At 32.0% G+C, this 17,444-nt stretch carries 13 protein-coding genes; 11 read left to right on the top strand and 2 right to left on the bottom strand.

Going from position 1 to position 17,444, the window contains the following annotated elements; all coding sequences use genetic code 11:
- Nucleotides 1-91 precede the first annotated feature (91 nt).
- Nucleotides 92-430 carry a transposase gene (locus ACTNBA_RS17030; protein WP_441075494.1) on the top strand — a complete coding sequence of 113 codons (339 nt, stop codon included), beginning with the start codon at nucleotides 92-94 and terminating at the stop codon, nucleotides 428-430.
- A gap of 113 nt (nucleotides 431-543) precedes the next feature.
- On the opposite strand, the gene ACTNBA_RS17025 is transcribed toward ACTNBA_RS17030, so the two are convergent.
- Entirely contained in the window at nucleotides 544-972 is a 429-nt protein-coding gene (locus tag ACTNBA_RS17025; protein WP_150844273.1) for a CBS domain-containing protein, read from the bottom strand.
- A gap of 333 nt (nucleotides 973-1,305) precedes the next feature.
- Between ACTNBA_RS17025 and ACTNBA_RS17020 the strand changes: the two genes are divergently transcribed.
- Together ACTNBA_RS17020 and ACTNBA_RS17015 are read left to right on the top strand one after the other, a co-directional pair.
- Complete coding sequence (locus ACTNBA_RS17020) at nucleotides 1,306-4,158, top strand: M4 family metallopeptidase (RefSeq protein ID WP_441075493.1); 2,853 nt, start codon at nucleotides 1,306-1,308, stop codon at nucleotides 4,156-4,158.
- A 138-nt stretch (nucleotides 4,159-4,296) separates the two neighbouring features.
- A complete protein-coding gene (locus ACTNBA_RS17015; RefSeq protein WP_441075492.1) occupies nucleotides 4,297-5,112 on the top strand; it encodes an SGNH/GDSL hydrolase family protein in 816 nt (271 codons plus the stop codon).
- A gap of 221 nt (nucleotides 5,113-5,333) precedes the next feature.
- On the opposite strand, the gene ACTNBA_RS17010 is transcribed toward ACTNBA_RS17015, so the two are convergent.
- Nucleotides 5,334-5,912: a sigma-70 family RNA polymerase sigma factor gene (locus tag ACTNBA_RS17010; RefSeq protein ID WP_441075491.1), complete on the bottom strand. Its 579-nt coding sequence runs from the start codon at nucleotides 5,910-5,912 to the stop codon at nucleotides 5,334-5,336.
- A 552-nt stretch (nucleotides 5,913-6,464) separates the two neighbouring features.
- Here ACTNBA_RS17010 and ACTNBA_RS17005 point away from each other — a divergent pair.
- The 8 genes from ACTNBA_RS17005 (at nucleotide 6,465) to ACTNBA_RS16970 (ending at nucleotide 17,441) form a co-directional block, all read left to right on the top strand.
- Entirely contained in the window at nucleotides 6,465-7,640 is a 1,176-nt protein-coding gene (locus tag ACTNBA_RS17005; protein WP_441075490.1) for an FprA family A-type flavoprotein, read from the top strand.
- A 209-nt stretch (nucleotides 7,641-7,849) separates the two neighbouring features.
- Nucleotides 7,850-8,647, top strand: coding sequence for a rhomboid family intramembrane serine protease (locus ACTNBA_RS17000; protein WP_441075506.1), 798 nt, complete (start codon nucleotides 7,850-7,852; stop codon nucleotides 8,645-8,647).
- A gap of 200 nt (nucleotides 8,648-8,847) precedes the next feature.
- Nucleotides 8,848-9,717, top strand: a complete 870-nt coding sequence (locus tag ACTNBA_RS16995; RefSeq protein ID WP_441075489.1) for a radical SAM protein — start codon at nucleotides 8,848-8,850, stop codon at nucleotides 9,715-9,717.
- Between the two features lie 184 nt (nucleotides 9,718-9,901).
- Nucleotides 9,902-11,176 (top strand): L-cysteine desulfidase family protein, encoded by a 1,275-nt coding sequence (locus tag ACTNBA_RS16990; protein WP_441075488.1) that lies wholly within the window; start codon nucleotides 9,902-9,904, stop codon nucleotides 11,174-11,176.
- A 204-nt stretch (nucleotides 11,177-11,380) separates the two neighbouring features.
- Nucleotides 11,381-12,781 carry an MATE family efflux transporter gene (locus tag ACTNBA_RS16985; RefSeq protein WP_441075487.1) on the top strand — a complete coding sequence of 467 codons (1,401 nt, stop codon included), beginning with the start codon at nucleotides 11,381-11,383 and terminating at the stop codon, nucleotides 12,779-12,781.
- A gap of 148 nt (nucleotides 12,782-12,929) precedes the next feature.
- On the top strand, nucleotides 12,930-13,871 hold the full coding sequence (locus ACTNBA_RS16980; RefSeq protein ID WP_441075486.1) for an alpha/beta hydrolase: 942 nt from the start codon (nucleotides 12,930-12,932) through the stop codon (nucleotides 13,869-13,871).
- Nucleotides 13,872-14,052: 181 nt separating this feature from the next.
- Complete coding sequence (mnmH, locus tag ACTNBA_RS16975) at nucleotides 14,053-15,087, top strand: tRNA 2-selenouridine(34) synthase MnmH (RefSeq protein ID WP_035129166.1); 1,035 nt, start codon at nucleotides 14,053-14,055, stop codon at nucleotides 15,085-15,087.
- Between the two features lie 398 nt (nucleotides 15,088-15,485).
- Nucleotides 15,486-17,441, top strand: a complete 1,956-nt coding sequence (locus ACTNBA_RS16970) for a DNA gyrase/topoisomerase IV subunit B (protein WP_441075485.1) — start codon at nucleotides 15,486-15,488, stop codon at nucleotides 17,439-17,441.
- The last annotated feature ends 3 nt before the right edge of the window (nucleotides 17,442-17,444 follow it).

The raw sequence follows: 17,444 nt of genomic DNA, 5'->3' as shown, positions 1-17,444 counted from the left end.
CCAAGGATATAATCTAAAGGAATAAAATTCCATAAAAGGAGATTATATATGGCTAGAAAACTTCGTATTTGGTATACTGGAGCAATATATCATGTTATGTGCAGAGGAAATCGTAAAAAAGATAAACATGCTGTATTCTATTTACTTTAATAGAAAGTATGATTTGATAGGACACCTATTTCAAGTAAGATACAGATCTGAATTAATACAAGAAGATAAGTATATATTAGAGGTTAGTAGATACATACACTTAAATCCCTTAAGAGCAAATATGGTAACAAATGTCCAAGATTATAAATGGAGTAGTTATAGTACGTATTTGGGATTATCAAAGGAAAAAATAATAAATACAGAAAGAATACTTTCTTACTTTGGAGAAATAAATGCAAGAAAATCATACAAGGTATTTATTGATAATGGTATTAGATAGGATGTAATAAAATGTAATGGGGTCAAAAAAATGTAATGGGGTCAGACCCCCTAACAGTTTTTGGAAGGGGGTCTGACCCCCTTCCAAAAAAAGGGTGCGACCCCAACTTTAAATTACATTTGGTTACCTGTATGTTCAGATATACTCTTAAGAGCATCTTGGGCATTGTCAGAAAGAATAGGTTCAAGGGAAATATCTCCTAGTGAAACAATACCTACAAGACTATTATTTTCTACGATTGGAAGTCTACGTATCTGTTCTCTACTCATTATTTCAGCAGCATCATGAACATCCATTTCTGGGTTCCCAACAGTAGGGTTTGAAGTCATGATATTTCTCACTTTTGTTTGGGCTGAATCCTGACCTGAGGCTACAGATCTTAAAGCAATATCACGATCAGTAACTATACCATTTATCATTTTGTTACTACATACTGGTATGGAACCAACATTATATTGTTTCATAAGTTGAGCAGCTTTTTCAATAGAATCCTCTGGGGTTAAACAAGCAACATCTTTTGACATGATTTCTTTTACTTTCATAAATTTCACCTCCATATATAGAGTAACCAATTAAATTATTATTTATTAGCTAGCAATTCTAAAATTTTTTGAAATTGATACTAGATATAGGTTTATATATTGCCTATAAAAACAAAAAAGTCTAAAAGGTCTAACCCCAAAAGCCTAATAGATTCTAAAAATAGCCTAAAAATAGCCCAAAGATATCCTAAAAATTCTTAAAATGTCTTAAAATCAACCTGAAAGTATCCTAAAAGTGGTTATATGCTTTATGTATTTATGATAATATTGTAAATATGGAGTTTAATTCTATTATGAAGGTTATACAACTTACTAGAGAGATGGGGGATAATTATGGGAAAAAAACTTATTTCACTTATTTTAGGCTTATCATTAACTTGTACTGTTTCGGCACCTGCCTTTGCTGCAGAATTAAAGGTAGATAAAGAAGCAAAAAAAGTACAAGCTATAGAGAAACTTGAGAAGTTAAGTGATGAGACAGTAGAACTAAAGGAAAATGATGGACAAGTCTTTTTATCAGGAGAGCTTTCTGATAAAAAAGTTCCAAGCGAAAGCTCAGCGACTAAATTTTTACAGGAGAACAAAGACATCTTTGGAATTGACAATGCAAAAGAGGAACTAAAGGTTCTTGAAGTAAATAAAGATGACATAGGAGATACTTTTGTAAAGTTTGCACAAGTTATTGAGGGAACAGAAGTGGATAACAGCTTAATAAATGTGCACTATGATAAAAACGGAGTTATAGTTAGTGTTAATGGTAATCTAGAAGAAAATAAAGAAATCACTACTCTTGGTAGTAAGGATATTTCTCCTGAAGAAGCTATTAAAATAGCAAAAGGTCAATTTAAAGATAAAACAATAAAAAATACACCAAAAGTTACTGATAAGATAATAGTAACCAAAGATGGCGTGAATTATGAAGTTTACAAGATAAATATTTTCTTTATGGAGCCAACCATAGGAAATTACGATGTCTTTGTTGAAGTAAATTCTGGCAAGGTAATTAAAACAGAAAATAAGATAAGATTTAACACTGCAGTAACTGGAACAGGTACTGATGTTCTAGGAGAAACTAGAGAGCTAAATTTAAATCAATCAGGAGATCAATATCAAATGATTAATTTAACCAATCATGGTAACATATATAACTATGATATGAAGAAAGATATTGATATTACTAAAAGAACGGTAGTTTCAAATAGTACAGGACAGTTTACAAACGAAGATGATAAAGCTCCAGTTAGCGCTCATTATAATGCAGATAAGGTACTTAGTTTTTATAAAAATTTATTTAATAGGAATAGTATTGATGATAATGGTATGATTATTGAATCTCATACCCACTTTAACTCTGATTACAACAATGCTTTTTGGCTAGGTAATGCAATTATTGATGGTGTAAGTGTTAGTGGTTCTATGTTTTACGGTGATGGAGATGGAGAAGAATTTACATATCTAAGTGGAGATTTAGATGTAGTTGGTCATGAAATGACTCATGGAATAGTAGAGTATACAGCTGGGCTTGTCTATGAGTATCAACCAGGTGCATTAGATGAATCTATGGCTGACGTGTTTGGAGTTCTTATTTCAAGTTATAATAAGTATAATGTTGCTAATGGAGGAACTTGGAAATTTGATCCAGCTGATTGGGTTGTAGGAGATGACATTTATACTCCTAACATTCAGGGGGATGCCTTAAGAAGTTTAGCAGACCCTACCCTATATGGTCAACCAGCTCATATGGATAATTACGTTACTGGTCTTCCTAATACAGAAGATGGTGATTATGGTGGAGTTCATGATAATTCAGGAATTCCCAATAAAGCAGCATATAATATAGCTAAAAATATAGGAATGGATAAGACTGCAAAGATATATTACAGAGCATTAACTCAGTACATGCATCCGGATACTAATTTTCAGCAAGCGGCATATTGCCTTGCACAAGCTGCTGCAGACTTATATGGAAAAGGATCTAATGAGATTACTGCAATAAAGAATAGTTTTGCTTCAACTGGAGTGGCATATAAAGGACAAAAGCCAGTTATTTCAGGAGCTACAGCTAAGAATGTAACAGTAGGAAATGTCTTTGATACAAAGGCTGGAGTTACAGCTGCTGATCTTGAAGATGGAAGTTTAACTTCTAAAATAGCTGTTAGTGGAACCATAAATACAAATAAAGTAGGTAAATACACTTTAACTTATACAGTAACAGATAGCGATGGAAATAAAGTGAGTATACCTAGAGTTATTAATGTAGTTGCAAGAAATGTACAAGTTAATGCATTAATAGGTACTGATAGATATGATACAGCAGTTAGACTAAGTAAAGGTCAATTTACAACTGCAAACACTGTAATGATAGCAAATGGTGGAGCTTTAGCAGATGGATTAGCTGCAACACCACTAGCAACCTTTAAAAAAGCACCTTTACTTTTAACAGGAGCAAGTAGCCTTCCAGAAGGAACTAAAGGTGAAATAAAGAGATTAGGCGCTAAAAATGCTATTATCGTAGGTGGAGCAACTGTAGTAAATGATAATGTAATAAAGGAATTAAAAGCACTAGGCGTAACTAATGTAGAAAGAATTGGTGGAACAGATAGATATGATACATCTTTAGAGATTGCTAAATATATTGATAAAAACTGCTATGATGTAAGTAAAGTAGTTATAAGTAATGGACTTGGTCAAGCAGATGCTCTATCCATAGCTTCAGTAGCAGGTAGAGATAAGATGGCAATAGTTTTAGTTGAAAAGGATAAAGTTCCAACTAAAGTTTATAGTTGGCTACAAGGAGAGACCCTAGAAAATGCTTATATCATAGGTGGTACTACCGTTGTAGCTGACAGTGTTTTAAACAAAGTTAATGGAATCACTTCAGCAAATATATCAAAAAATAGATTAGGTGGAAAAGATAGATATGCAACTAATGCCATGGTTATAGATAAATTCTATGGAAGTGTTGTAAATAAAACATATATAGCAAAAGGACTACAACTAATAGATGCTCTAGCAGCAGGTCCAGTTGCAGCACTAAATGGATCACCAGTAGTTTTATCAGGAGTTGATTTAACAACAGAACAAAAAACTGTGTTAGATAAGAGATTTGGAAATATAATCATCAGAACTGGTGGCGGAATTGCAGATAAAGCAGTAAACTCATTAAAAAGCTGCATAGCACAGTAAATACCATTTAATACCACGGGGTCAGACCCCCACCCATAAAATGGGAGGGGGTCTGACCCCGTTCCATTTTATGGGTTCAAATATTACTTTGAAAACATACAAATATAGGATATAATATACTGGTAAGGAGGGGAATATATGAGAAAAGATAGGATACAAACCATATTATGCATAGTATTATCCGTTGCGTTAATTGCTACCTTGGCTTTAGGTATAAATAGATCTAAGAAGGAAAAAGAAAAGATTTTAGAAAGTAAGAAGCTATATGAAAGCTCAATAAATCAAACATCTAAACCGGAAGAAGAGAAAAAAGAAGGTAATGTAGAGGGAGAAATCAAAGGAAGTGAAGAAAAGTTCATTTTGGAAGGAAAAAATCTACTTTCTCTTGGAGATGGAGTTTCAAAAGGAAGTACATATCAAGAAAAGGTAAAAACTCTTTTGAATTTAAAAAGTGTAACAAATAACTCTAATAATGGCTTAGGTATGAGTAGTATGCTTAACTTAATTAATGGAGAAGCCCTTAAGGATACAGATATTATAATTATTATGGTAGGTACTAATGACTACACTAAAGGAAGAGCTCTAGGAACTAAAGATGATGGGGGAGAAGTTGAATCCTTTTACGGAGATGTGCAAGCGGTTATAAATACAGCACAAAAGGCTAAGCCTGAGGCAAAACTAGTATTTCTAACTCCATTAAAGCATGGATATATTGAAGGACAGCCAAGCTATCCTGATAAAAATGACATTGATCTTGGTCTAGAGGATTACTGCATGGCAATTAAAGAAGTATGTAATAAAAATTCTATACCAGTAATAGACTTATTTAATGAAAGTGGAATAGAAGCAGAAAACATAGCTGATTATACTGTAGATAATATGAACCTAAATGAAGCTGGAAACGAAAAAGTAGCCAAGACTATCAGCGAAGGTTTAAAGGAGATATTTAAGTAGGATATACTAAAGTGGATACACATAGTATATATGCTAACGTAGATATGCTAAAGTAGATATGCATAATAATATTGTAGTTTTGTGATATATATGAAAATTCTTAGAAATGACAAAAGTTAATCAATGCAGAAACCATTAAATTTTGGTTTCAAATGATTAACTTGTCATGAATAATAATTTTCATTAGGAATTATTTAAATTGCTTATTATTTTGAAAGTATTTATACACATAAAGAATTAAGTGAGGACCTTAGCTTGTTAAGAGCTACGGTTCTTCTTTTTGCTGCTGTTGAATAGTTTAGGTTTCTGGATTTTGAATAATCTTTTAGGTTGCCTTCACAATTTATGTATATGAAGGTTATTAGATCTCTTAAGTTATCTTGGAGGTTGTCCACTTCTCTTTTTATAAGTTTATACATTTCTTTTTCTATAAAACTATCTTCAGTTGATGCATCAGCTATTAAAGTATCCTCTATTCTAAGGTTAGTTTCAATTGGGGCTTCGATGGTTTGTACTTCATTATCTTTTGCTCTTTGCCTAATTAGGTAATTAAAATTATTTTTTATTGCATAGGATACATAAGCTGTAAAATTGCCTTTTTCCGGAGTGTATTTTTCAAGGCAACGCATTAAGGTTATGTTTCCCATTTGAATTAAGTCTTCCATTTCATAGCCTCGGACATGAACCTTTGAAGCTTGTTTAATTATTAGGTATTTGTATTCATTAATCAATTCTTCCATTGCAGTTTGGTCTTTATTTTTTGCTTTTAATATAAGATTCTTTAAATTGGAATAATCCATAGATATAACCCCCTAAAATACTTTAATAATATATATGCATTTTTTTGAAAAAGTGGAAACATAACTGATAAAAAAATTTTAACACAAACGTTAGTTTGTGTAAATATAAAATTTGAAATATTTGGATAAAATATATCTGAATAAAAATATCTAGATAAAAATATATGGATAAAATATCTAGATAAGATATCTGGATTAAAATTTTAATTCTATATTTATATGTTCTCTTATAATATATAGTGAAAGAGGAACAATATATATAAGAGAAATATAAATAAGGGAAATATATATAAGAGAAATACAAATAAGGAAAATATATATATAAGAGAAATATATTTGGGGGAGAAACATACAAGATGCTGATACACTGTATTAGTTGATAATTAAAACAGAATAATATATATTATCAAAAGATAAGAGATTTAAATGGTTTGAATATATTCTTTCTGTATTATAAAAAATTTTTAAAATAATGCAGAATATCTTGCAATAGATAATAATTGTTTGTTAATATGTAAGTATGGAAGATAATATGAATGCGGAGGTAATGAAATGGAACCTTTAAAATTAACTAATTCAGTTCATTGGGTTGGGGTTAATAATCCTGAACTTAGAGTATTTGACATAATAATGGAAACAAAAATGGGAACTACATATAATTCCTATTTAATTGAAGATGAAAAGATCACTATTGTTGACACAGTTAAGGATGGATACTTTGAACAATATTTAAAGAATATTAAATCTATTATTGGTGATAAAAAAATAGATTATATTGTAGTTCAGCATACAGAACTTGATCATAGTGGTTCATTAAAGGAGCTATTAAAGGAATATCCAGAAGCTCAGGTTGTTGGATCAAAGGCTGCAGTAAGATATCTTAAAGGAATTATAAACATGGAATTTAATTCTATAGATGCTTCAGGAGAGCTATCTATAGGAAAGAAGACCTTAAGATTCGTAAATGCACCAAATCTTCACTGGCCTGATAGTATATTTACTTATTTACCAGATGAAAAGATATTATTTACATGTGATTTTATGGGATGTCACTATTCACCAAGTGGGTGCATTACTGATAGTTGTTCTGGAAACTATGAAACTGAAATGAAATACTATTTTGATGTTATCATGGGACCTTTCAAAAAATTTATTAATACGGCCCTTGATAAGATTGAAAATATAGAAACTGAAATTATTGCTCCTAGCCATGGTCCAATTCATATTGATGATAGAGAGTATTATAAAAATTTATATAAAACTTGGGCTAAGGAAGCTGTTATTGAAGAAAAAAACATCCAAATATTCTATGTTTCTGCCTATGGAAATACAGAAAAGGTTGCAAATCATTTAAAGGATGCCATTGAAAAAAGAGGAATTAAGGCTGGAGTTCATGAAATTACAACTACACCTTTAGAGGAACTTGTATCTCTTGTAGAAAAGTCAAGTGGTATATTAGTAGGTTCTCCTACTATAAATCAAGATGCAGTGGAGCCAGCTTGGAATTTACTTGCTCATGTTAGTGCTATTGTAAATAGAGGTAAAATTGCTGGAGCTTTTGGATCTTATGGTTGGAGTGGAGAAAGTGTGCCTATGCTTTCAGAGAGATTAAAGAGCCTTAAATTTAATGTAATTGATCCAGGGTTTAAATTTAACTTTGTACCAAGTGAAGAAGAACTTAAGCTAGCAGATGAATTTGCTGATAACTTCCTTGGAATGTTAAAATAAATTTAGTATATAATAATAGATTATGGTATATTATTAAGGTATGAGATATAATATAAAAAATGTTATATTCCATACCTTTTTTCATAGCCAATACTAATTACAAACTTAATAATATGTTTACATGAAAGATTTTATTAGGGAATAGGCTATAGAGAGAAAATATGGTAAAATGTAAGAAAGCTGATAAATTTCATTGCATTTTTATAGGAGTGATTATATTGAAGTGGTTAAATAAATTAGAGAGAAAATATGGCAGGTATGCCATTAGTGGATTGATGAAATACATTGTAGCAGCTAATTTGGCTGTATTTTTATTAGAGGTTATAAATCCAGGGTTAGAGGCAAACCTAATGTTAATACCTCAGGCAGTAATGGCAGGTCAATTGTGGAGGTTAGTTACCTTTATTTTAATTCCACCAGCAACCAGTGCCTTTTGGATACTGTTTACCCTTTATTTCTATTATATTATAGGTATGGGGTTAGAACAGGCTTGGGGAAGCTTTAAATTTAATATATATTATTTAGTAGGGATGATTGCTACCATAATTGTATCTTTAATTGGAGGTAGTCCTGCTACAGGGATATTTATAAATTTAACTTTATTTTTAGCCTTTGCATCTATATATCCTAACCATGAAGTTTTACTATTTTTCATTTTACCAGTTAAAGTTAAGTATTTAGGAATTTTAAATGCAGTGCTTTTGGCACAACAGTTTATAATGGGTGGAGTTGGAATAAAACTCATGATCCTTGCCTCTTTAGCTAACTACTTTATTTTCTTTGGAAAAGACTTTATAGAGTTATTTAAAACTAAGAAGAAAGTTAAGAGGAATAAGGAAAAATTTAAAGTCATAGAGATGAAAGATTATGTACGTCATAGATGTACTGTATGTGGAATAACTGAAAGAGATGACCCTAATATGGAGTTTAGATATTGTTCAAAATGTAGTGGACATAAGGAATATTGCATGAATCACTTGAAAAATCATGAACATATTAATGATTAGTAGTGTATACCATGACTATTTGTTAAAAAATTAAGGGATCCATCAGAATTAAAGGCTAACTATTAAGGTTAGTTAAATTTTGATGTATTCCTTTTTTATTCCATGACTATCAGCTCTAGTATTCCCTTCTTATTTAAAGGTGGAGGAAAGAGCTGATATATCCTAGGATAAGGATTTCTATATATGAAGGAGGAAAATTTATGAGATATGAAGGTGCAGTTTATAGACCACCTAGTGAAGGAAGAAGTTTAATAGTTCAAGCTACCATTGGTTGTTCTCACAACAAATGTAGTTTTTGTAATATGTATAAGGCAAAGCAGTTTAGAATGAGAGCTTTAGAAGAGGTAATTGAGGATTTAGTTTGGGCTAGGGAGAGGTATGGATATATAGAAAAAATATTTATAGCTGATGGTGATGCTCTTATCATGCCTACAGAAAGACTTATTACAATTTTGGATAAAATTAAAGAATTATTTTCAGAATGTAAAAGCATTACTGTATATGCTAGTCCCAAGTCTATTTTACTTAAAACTCCAGAAGAACTAAAGCTTTTAAAAAGTAAGGGTTTGGCAATGGTATATCTAGGTATAGAAAGCGGAGATGATGAGGTTCTGCTTAAAGTGAATAAGGGAGCAACCTCAAAGGAACTTATTCAGGCTGGAAGAAAAATTAAGGATAGTGGAATAAAACTATCTTGCACTCTAATAAGTGGCTTAGGTGGGGTAGAGAACTGGAAAAATCATGCCTTAAACTCAGCAAAGGTTATTAATGCCATAGATCCAGATTATCTAGGCCTTTTAACCCTTATGACTCCTGAAGATGCACCTATATATGAAGAAATAAAAAGAGGAGCTCTTATGCTTTTAAATCCTAGGGAAGTAATGGAGGAGGTTTATCACCTTGTTAAAGAACTAGATCTTACAAATTGTATATTTAGAAGCAATCATGCATCAAACTATGCACCACTAGCTGCAGTATTAGGTAAAGAAAAGGAAAGATTACTTTCAGATATAGAAGGTTTTTTAGCAGGACAAAATAACTTTAAACCAGAATATTTTAGAGGGCTTTAATAATATTGAAATAAAGCCCTCCCTTTGATATAATTAGGATGTTAAAAAACTTTAAAACCTAATGGAGAAGGTTAGCACATAATGTAAACCATTACCTAATTTCAACAGAGCCTAAATATTAATGTACTATTTAAATTAAAGAGCTGTTAAATTAAAAACAGTCTATTAAGGAAGGATGTTAATAATGAAAAATACATACATAAATATTCTTAAAAGAGAAGTTATACCAGCCTTAGGATGTACAGAGCCCATAGCTCTAGCCCTTGCAACTGCGAAATGTAGTCAAGCTTTAGGAGGAGTTCCAGATAGGGTTACGGTTCTTGTTAGCTGTAATATTCTAAAAAATGGTATGGGAGTAGGAATACCTGGTACAGGAATGGTTGGTTTAAACATTGCAGCAGCCCTTGGAGCTATTGGTGGCAATGCAGAGGCTGGATTAGAGGTTTTAAAGGATGTTACTAAATCAGATATTGAAAAATCAAAGGAATATATAGCAGAGGGTAAGGTTACAATAGACCTTACTAAAGCACCAGAAAAACTTTATGTAGAGGTTATTGGACATAAGGGCCATGATAGCTCTTCTGTAATAATTAAAAATAAACATAACAATATAGTTTTAATTACTAGAAATGAAGAGATATTGTTTGAAATCGAAGAGGTTAAGACTGTAGCTACAGAGGGTAATGGAGACGAGGAACAGTTATCTGTTAAAGATATATATGAATTCATAAAAACTGTACCCTATGAGGATATAGAGTTCTTAATGGAAGGTATAGAGATGAATCGTAGAGTTTCAGAGGCCGGAAGAAATGAAGAATATGGACTTAAAGCAGGAAAAATTTTATTAGATGGAAAGAACAGTAAGATGTTTGCAGATTCACTTCAAACCTATGCTATGGGATTAACTGCTGCAGGTGTTGATGCAAGAATGGATGGATGTACACTTCCAGTAATGAGTACAGCAGGTAGTGGAAACCAAGGATTAACAGCTACTTTACCTGTAATTGCAGCGGCAGAAAAACTAGGAGTTAGTGATGATACTTTAGTTAGAGCCGTAGCCCTTAGTGATCTTATAACTATTCATGTAAAAAGCTTTATAGGAAGACTTTCAGCTCTATGTGGATGTGGAGTTGCAGCTTCAATTGGAGCTAGCTGTGCCATTGTTTATATGCTAGGAGGAGAACTATGTGCTATAAATAAAGCTATAAAAAATATGGTGGCAGACGTATCTGGTATGGTCTGTGATGGAGCAAAGCCAGGATGTGCTCTAAAAATTTCTACAGCAGTAGGTACATCAGTGCTATGCGCAGCCCTTGCATTGGAAGGGGTAGAAGTTTCATCTCATGATGGAATTGTTCATGAGGATGTGGAGAGAACTATAAAGAACATGGCAGATTTAGGGGTAGTTGGAATGGCTGATGCAGACAGAGTTATCCTTAATTTGATGATGTGTAAGTAAAAGGGATGAATTTTTAACTTGAAAGGGATAAATTTTTAACTCGTAATAGTTGACAGTATGGTTTAAATTATCTATAATTTTATAGGAAATTAAGTTTTGTAAAACTAAATAGAAGTGTAATTTTTTAAATTATACAAGTGCTGAAGCAAACCACTTTGATAACCTTCAAAGTGGTATTTTTTTTTGCCGGAAAGGAGAATGTCTATGACTAAGAAAACTTTAAAAGAATTATTTTATGATAAGAAATTTTATAAGATGGTATTATTTCTAGCTTTACCAATTATATTGCAGAACCTAATAGCTTCCTCAGTAAATATGTTAGATACTTTGATGATAGGAAGAGTTGGAGAAGTAGAGTTAGCAGCAGTAGGTATTGCTAATCAATTTTATTTTATATTTAGCTTATTTATAATGGGAATAAGTTCAGGATGTGCAGTTTTTATAGCTCAACTTTGGGGGAAGAGAGATAAAAATAATATACAGAAGGTTTTAGGCATTGGAATTATAAGTAGTGTTCTTATAACCACTGTTTTTAATTTAGTAGGAGTATTATTTCCAGAGAAAATAATTTCAATTTTCAACATAGATCCTCAAGTTATTAAGATAGGTGCTAGCTATTTAAAAATAGTTTGTTTTAGTTATATCTTTACAGCTATATCTTTTAACTATGCAGCTGCCTTAAGGAGTGTAGAAAATACTGTACTTCCAATGTTAGCTAGTTTTTTAGGGCTAGTTGTAAATGGAGTTCTTAATACTGTCCTTATATTTGGTTTATTAGGTTTTCCAGCAATGGGAGTTAGAGGGGCAGCTATTGCCACCATAATAGCTAGAGGTTCAGAATGTGCACTTTTAGTTCTATATACCTATACTTCTAAGAATATTTTAGCTGCCAAAGCTAAAGATTTATTTAATATTACAAGGGAGTTGACTAAAAGTGTATTTGTAACTATGATACCAGTGCTTTTAAATGAAGCTTGTTGGGGGTTGGGGAACCTAACCTATGCAGTAATTTATGGAAGAATAGGAACTCAAGCTACGGCATCTATACAAATATGTACAACCATCTTTAATCTATTTATGATTATAACCTTTGGACTTGCCAATGTGGCGGTGGTAGTTATTGGTAAAGAAATTGGAGCTGGAAGAGAAAAACGAGGATTACTTTATGCTAGAAGACTATGTGTAGTTTCTTTGATTACAGGAGTTATATTAGCTGTAGTTTTAGCTATAACTTCACCAATAGTTTTAACTGTGTTTAAAGTTTCTGAGGAAGTGCTAAGAAATTCTTTAAGGATTCTATATGTATACTCTGCTCTAATGCCTCTTAGAGTATTTACAGTAATTTTGGTAGTTGGAATCTTAAGAGGAGGCGGTGATGCTAAATATGGTGCTATTGTACAGGGTATAACCCTATGGGGCATCGGAATCCCGTTATCTTTTGTTGCAGCTTTTATATTACATCTTCCAATATATTTGGTGGTTTCAGTTACTGCAGCAGAGGAAATTGTAAAATGTATTATTGTAGTTAGAAGATATAGAAGTAACAAGTGGATAAATAATATAGTAAATGAAGTTTCTAAGGAAAGTATAGAAATAGCTATATAATCATTTGTGTATCGGTATGTGTTGCTTAGCAATTATCATACCGATTTTTTTATTGAACTGTTGTCAGCCGAAAAAAATTTATATATAATTTATTATAAGGGAATTATTTGAAAATTATTTAAATAAAATATTTTGGGTGGGGTATATTATGACATATAAAGAAATGAAGTTAAAAATGCGAGATGGAAAAGAGATTTATTTATACAAATGGGAGCTAGATGAAGGTGTTAAACCTAAGGGAGTTATACAACTTATTCATGGTATGGCTGAATATGGTAGCAGATATGATAGATTTGCAAAGGAATTAGTTAAGGATGGTTTTATAGTTTATGCTGATGACCATAGAGGCCATGGAAAATCTGCAGAAAACCTAAGTGCTTTAGGATATATTAGCGATAATGATGGATTCCATGACATGGTCCATGATCAACGTGAAATAAATAATTTTATAAAAGAAGAAAACCCATCACTAGATATTTATATTTTTAGTCACAGTATGGGGTCTTTCATAGCTCAAAGGTATATGGAGATATATGGAGACACCGTTAAGGGTGTAATTTTATCTGGAACTGGTGGTAAACCTAATGCTTCAATGAATATGGGTATATTTTTGTCAAAGGTTATAATGAATCTTAGGGGTAGAAGAGCTAGTGGAAGGTTAATGGATGATTTAGGCTTTGGGAATTATAATAAGCTAGTAGAGAATCAAAAAACTAAATATGATTGGTTAAGTAGGGACGAAGAGGAAGTAGAAAAATATATTCTAGACCCCTATTGTGGAGGAGTGTTTCCAGTATCCTTTTTCTATGATTTTTTAAAGGGAATGAAGGCTATACATAAAAAGGACAATCTTGCTAGCATACCAAAGAACTTATCTATAACCATGTTTAGTGGTGATAAGGACCCAGTAGGAAACTATGGCAAGGGAATATTATCTCTAGTTGATACTTTTAAAAGTTTAGGTATTAAAAATTTAAGGTATAAACTATATGAAGGTGGAAGACATGAAATATTAAATGAAATAAATAGGGATATGGTTACAGAAGATATTAAAGCATGTTTAAATAGCTGGGTTAAAGGGGATAATTAGATTAGTAGGATTATCGCTAGTTTGACATATTAATCATTACAATATAGAATAGATAGAGTTGTAGTTATTTGAATTTACTATGGTTTGCAAGTGTTGTTTACGAGAAAATTATAGGAAGTTTTGCCATTGTAAAACAAATGACTTCTTATGGAAAGATGTTACTTAATTTGGAGGAATGATTATGTCAAAAACCATAGAATATAAAGATCTAACTGGAGACTATGTCCTTGTTGATGTGAGAAGTACAGGAGAATTTAATGAGGCTACTATTAACGGTGCAGTAAGTATTCCTCTTTTTAATGATGAAGAAAGAGCAATTATTGGAACCATATATACTAGAAAAAGTACTGAGGAAGCAAAGAGATTAGGGGTAGAGACAGTATCTAAAAAACTACCTTATATATATGATAAAATTCATGAGCTTGAAAAACAACATAAAAATGTAGTATTATTTTGTGCTAGAGGTGGCATGAGAAGTGCATCTATTACAGATCTTTTAGGTGCCCTTGGCATGAGAGTTAGCAGAATCAAGGATGGTTATAAAGGCTATAGAGCCTTCATAAATGAGGAGTTGCCTAAGGTTAATGAAAAAGTTACCTATATAGTACTTCATGGTAATACGGGAGTTGGAAAAACTGAGATTTTAAAAAAACTTAGAGCTGATGGATATGATGTATTGGATTTAGAAGGATGTGCTAATCATAGAGGCTCCATATTAGGTGCTGTAGGCCTTGGTGATGGTACTAGTCAAAAGCAGTTTGAATCTAATATCTATGAGGAATTAAAGGCTGTTAAGGGTAAATATGTATTCATTGAAGCAGAAAGTAGAAGGATAGGAAGGGTTTTAATTCCGGAATATATACATTCTGATATGAAAAGGGGACTTCACATATTTGTAGATGCTCCAATAGATTTTAGAAGTAAGATAATAATTGATGAATACACTAAAAATAATAGCTGTAATGAAGAAATTTGTGATGCACTAAGAAGATTAAAGAAACACATCAGTGAAAAAAACATAGAAATATATTGTGATATGGTTAATAATGATCAGTATGAAGAAGTGGTTAAGGAACTTATGGTAAGGTACTATGACCCACTATATACTCACAGCTCTGATAAGTATGAATATGACAAAAAGCTTATGATAAACTCCATAGATGAAGGAGTAGAAGAATTAAAAAGCTTTATAGATAATTTAAAATGTGAAGAATAAAATATGTATATTAAGTAAAGCTTATAATTAATGTTTATGAGACTTTTGTAAAATAAACTAATCTAATAAACCTTAAGCACGTACTAATATTATTCCCTAACAATAATATTAAAGCACATGCTATATATTCCATATAAGATTAGCAATATATTTTACGAAAGCATAGCAGAACAGTAATTATAGGCTTTTTCATGTAAAATTTTAGTATTTACTATATTTTAAATAAAGAACTTTGCGGTTCATTAAAGGGATAGAATTTTATTCAAGTAATTAGAAAAATAATAAAAAAATACCGCAAAAATAAGAACGTTTGTTTTGGAATTTCAAGAAAAAACTTTACTCCTTTGGAATAAAGTTATACAATAACAAATGTAACTCAACTTTTAAGGAGGGATAATATGGCGCAAAAGGAGAATAATAGAGGTACTTATGAAGTTACAGATCTCACATCTCTTGAAAAATTAGAGCCAGTAAGGGTTAGGCCTGGAATGTACATTGGCTCAACGGGTACTAAGGGTCTGCACCATTGTATATGGGAAATACTAGATAACTCTATTGATGAAGTTGCCAATGGATTTGGAGACAGGATAATAGTTACTTTAAATAAGGATAAAACTGTTACTATAGAAGATAATGGAAGAGGAATACCTACAGGAATACATCCTGTTAAAAATAAATCTGGGGTGGAGATGGTTTATACAGAACTTCACACAGGAGGTAAATTCAATAATAATAACTATAAGACCTCAGGAGGACTTCATGGAGTTGGAGCTGCTGTTGTAAATGCTCTATCTAAGTGGTTAGAGGTAGAAGTTAAACAAAAAGGAAATATTTATCTGCAAAAATTTCACTATGGATATGACAAAGAACTTAAAAGGGACATGCCGGGAACCCCAGCTACACCTTTGAAGATTGTAGGAAAGTCTAATGAAACTGGTACTAAAGTAACTTTTTTAGCAGATGGTGAAATTTTCGGAAATGTAGATTATAAGTTTGAAATAATTGATGAAAGATTAAAGGAGCTATCCTTTCAAAATAAAGGGATTACCTTAATTCTAAGAGATGCAAGGAAAGATGATGTTGTAGAAAAGGTATATCATTCAGAGAGAGGCCTTTTAGACTTTATAGATTATTTAAATGAAAGTAAAACCGTCCTTCACAAAGAGCCAATAATTTTTCAAGGAGAGAGAGAAATTAATGGACTTATGGTATCGGGAGAAATATGCATACAGTTTACAGATTCTACGGCAGAGCATATTGCTAGCTATGTAAATAATATTCCCACAAAGGAAGCTGGTACTCATGAAACAGGATTTAAGACTGGTATGACTAGAGCCTTTAAAGAAGGTAGTAAGAAGTTAAATCTTTTAAAGGAAAAGGATAAGGACTTTGAAGGGGACGATATTAGAGAAGGTATGACTGCCATTGTAAAGGTAAGAATTACAAATCCAGTCTTTGAGGGTCAAACTAAAACTAAGCTAGGAAATGTTGAAGCCTATTCTGCAATGAATGACCTTGCCTATACTAAGCTAGGTGAATGGATAGAGGATAACAAAGAACTAGCTACTGTAATTATTAATAATGCCATTTCAGCTGCAGCTAGAAGAGAGAAAATTAAGAAAATAAATGAAGCAGAGAAGAAAAAGATAGGAAATGGTACTGCACCACTGGCAGGAAAAATAGCTGTCTGTACTTTGAAAGACAGAGAATTTACTGAGTTTATAGTGGTGGAGGGAGATTCTGCGGGAGGTTCTGCAAAACAAGCAAGGGATAGACGATTCCAAACCATAATGCCTTCTAAGGGTAAGATTATGAATACGGAAAAACAAAAATTGGAAAATGTTCTTGCTAGTGAAGAGCTTAGAATCTTTAATACTGCCATAGGAACTGGAGTTTTAGAAAACTTTAAACCAGAGGAATTAAAGTATGGAAAGATAATTATACTAAGTGATGCCGATGTGGATGGATATCATATCAGAACCCTTTGGATGACTTATGTTTATAGATATATGAGACAACTTATTCAAAATGGAAATTTATTTATTGCATTACCACCTCTTTATAAGGTTTATAAAATCACTAAAAATGGTGAGGTTAGTAAGTACGTTTATAATGATGAAGAGCTAGATAAGGCTAAGAAGGAAATTGGTAAGGGTGCATTGATTCAAAGGTACAAAGGGTTAGGAGAGATGAATGCAGACCAACTTTGGGATACTACATTAAATCCGGCTACTAGAACTCTTCAAAGGGTTACCATTGAGGATGCTGCTAAGGCTGAAAAGATGATTTCCTTGTTCATGGGAGATGTGGTAGAGCCAAGAAGAAACTATATGTACAATCACGGTGAATTTTAGGAG

The organism is Clostridium sulfidigenes, from assembly GCF_052067195.1.
In the GTDB taxonomy this organism is placed as follows: domain Bacteria; phylum Bacillota; class Clostridia; order Clostridiales; family Clostridiaceae; genus Clostridium_J; species Clostridium_J sulfidigenes.
The sequence above is the reverse complement of the archived record's forward strand: the minus strand, read 5'-3'. Positions and strand labels throughout refer to the sequence as shown.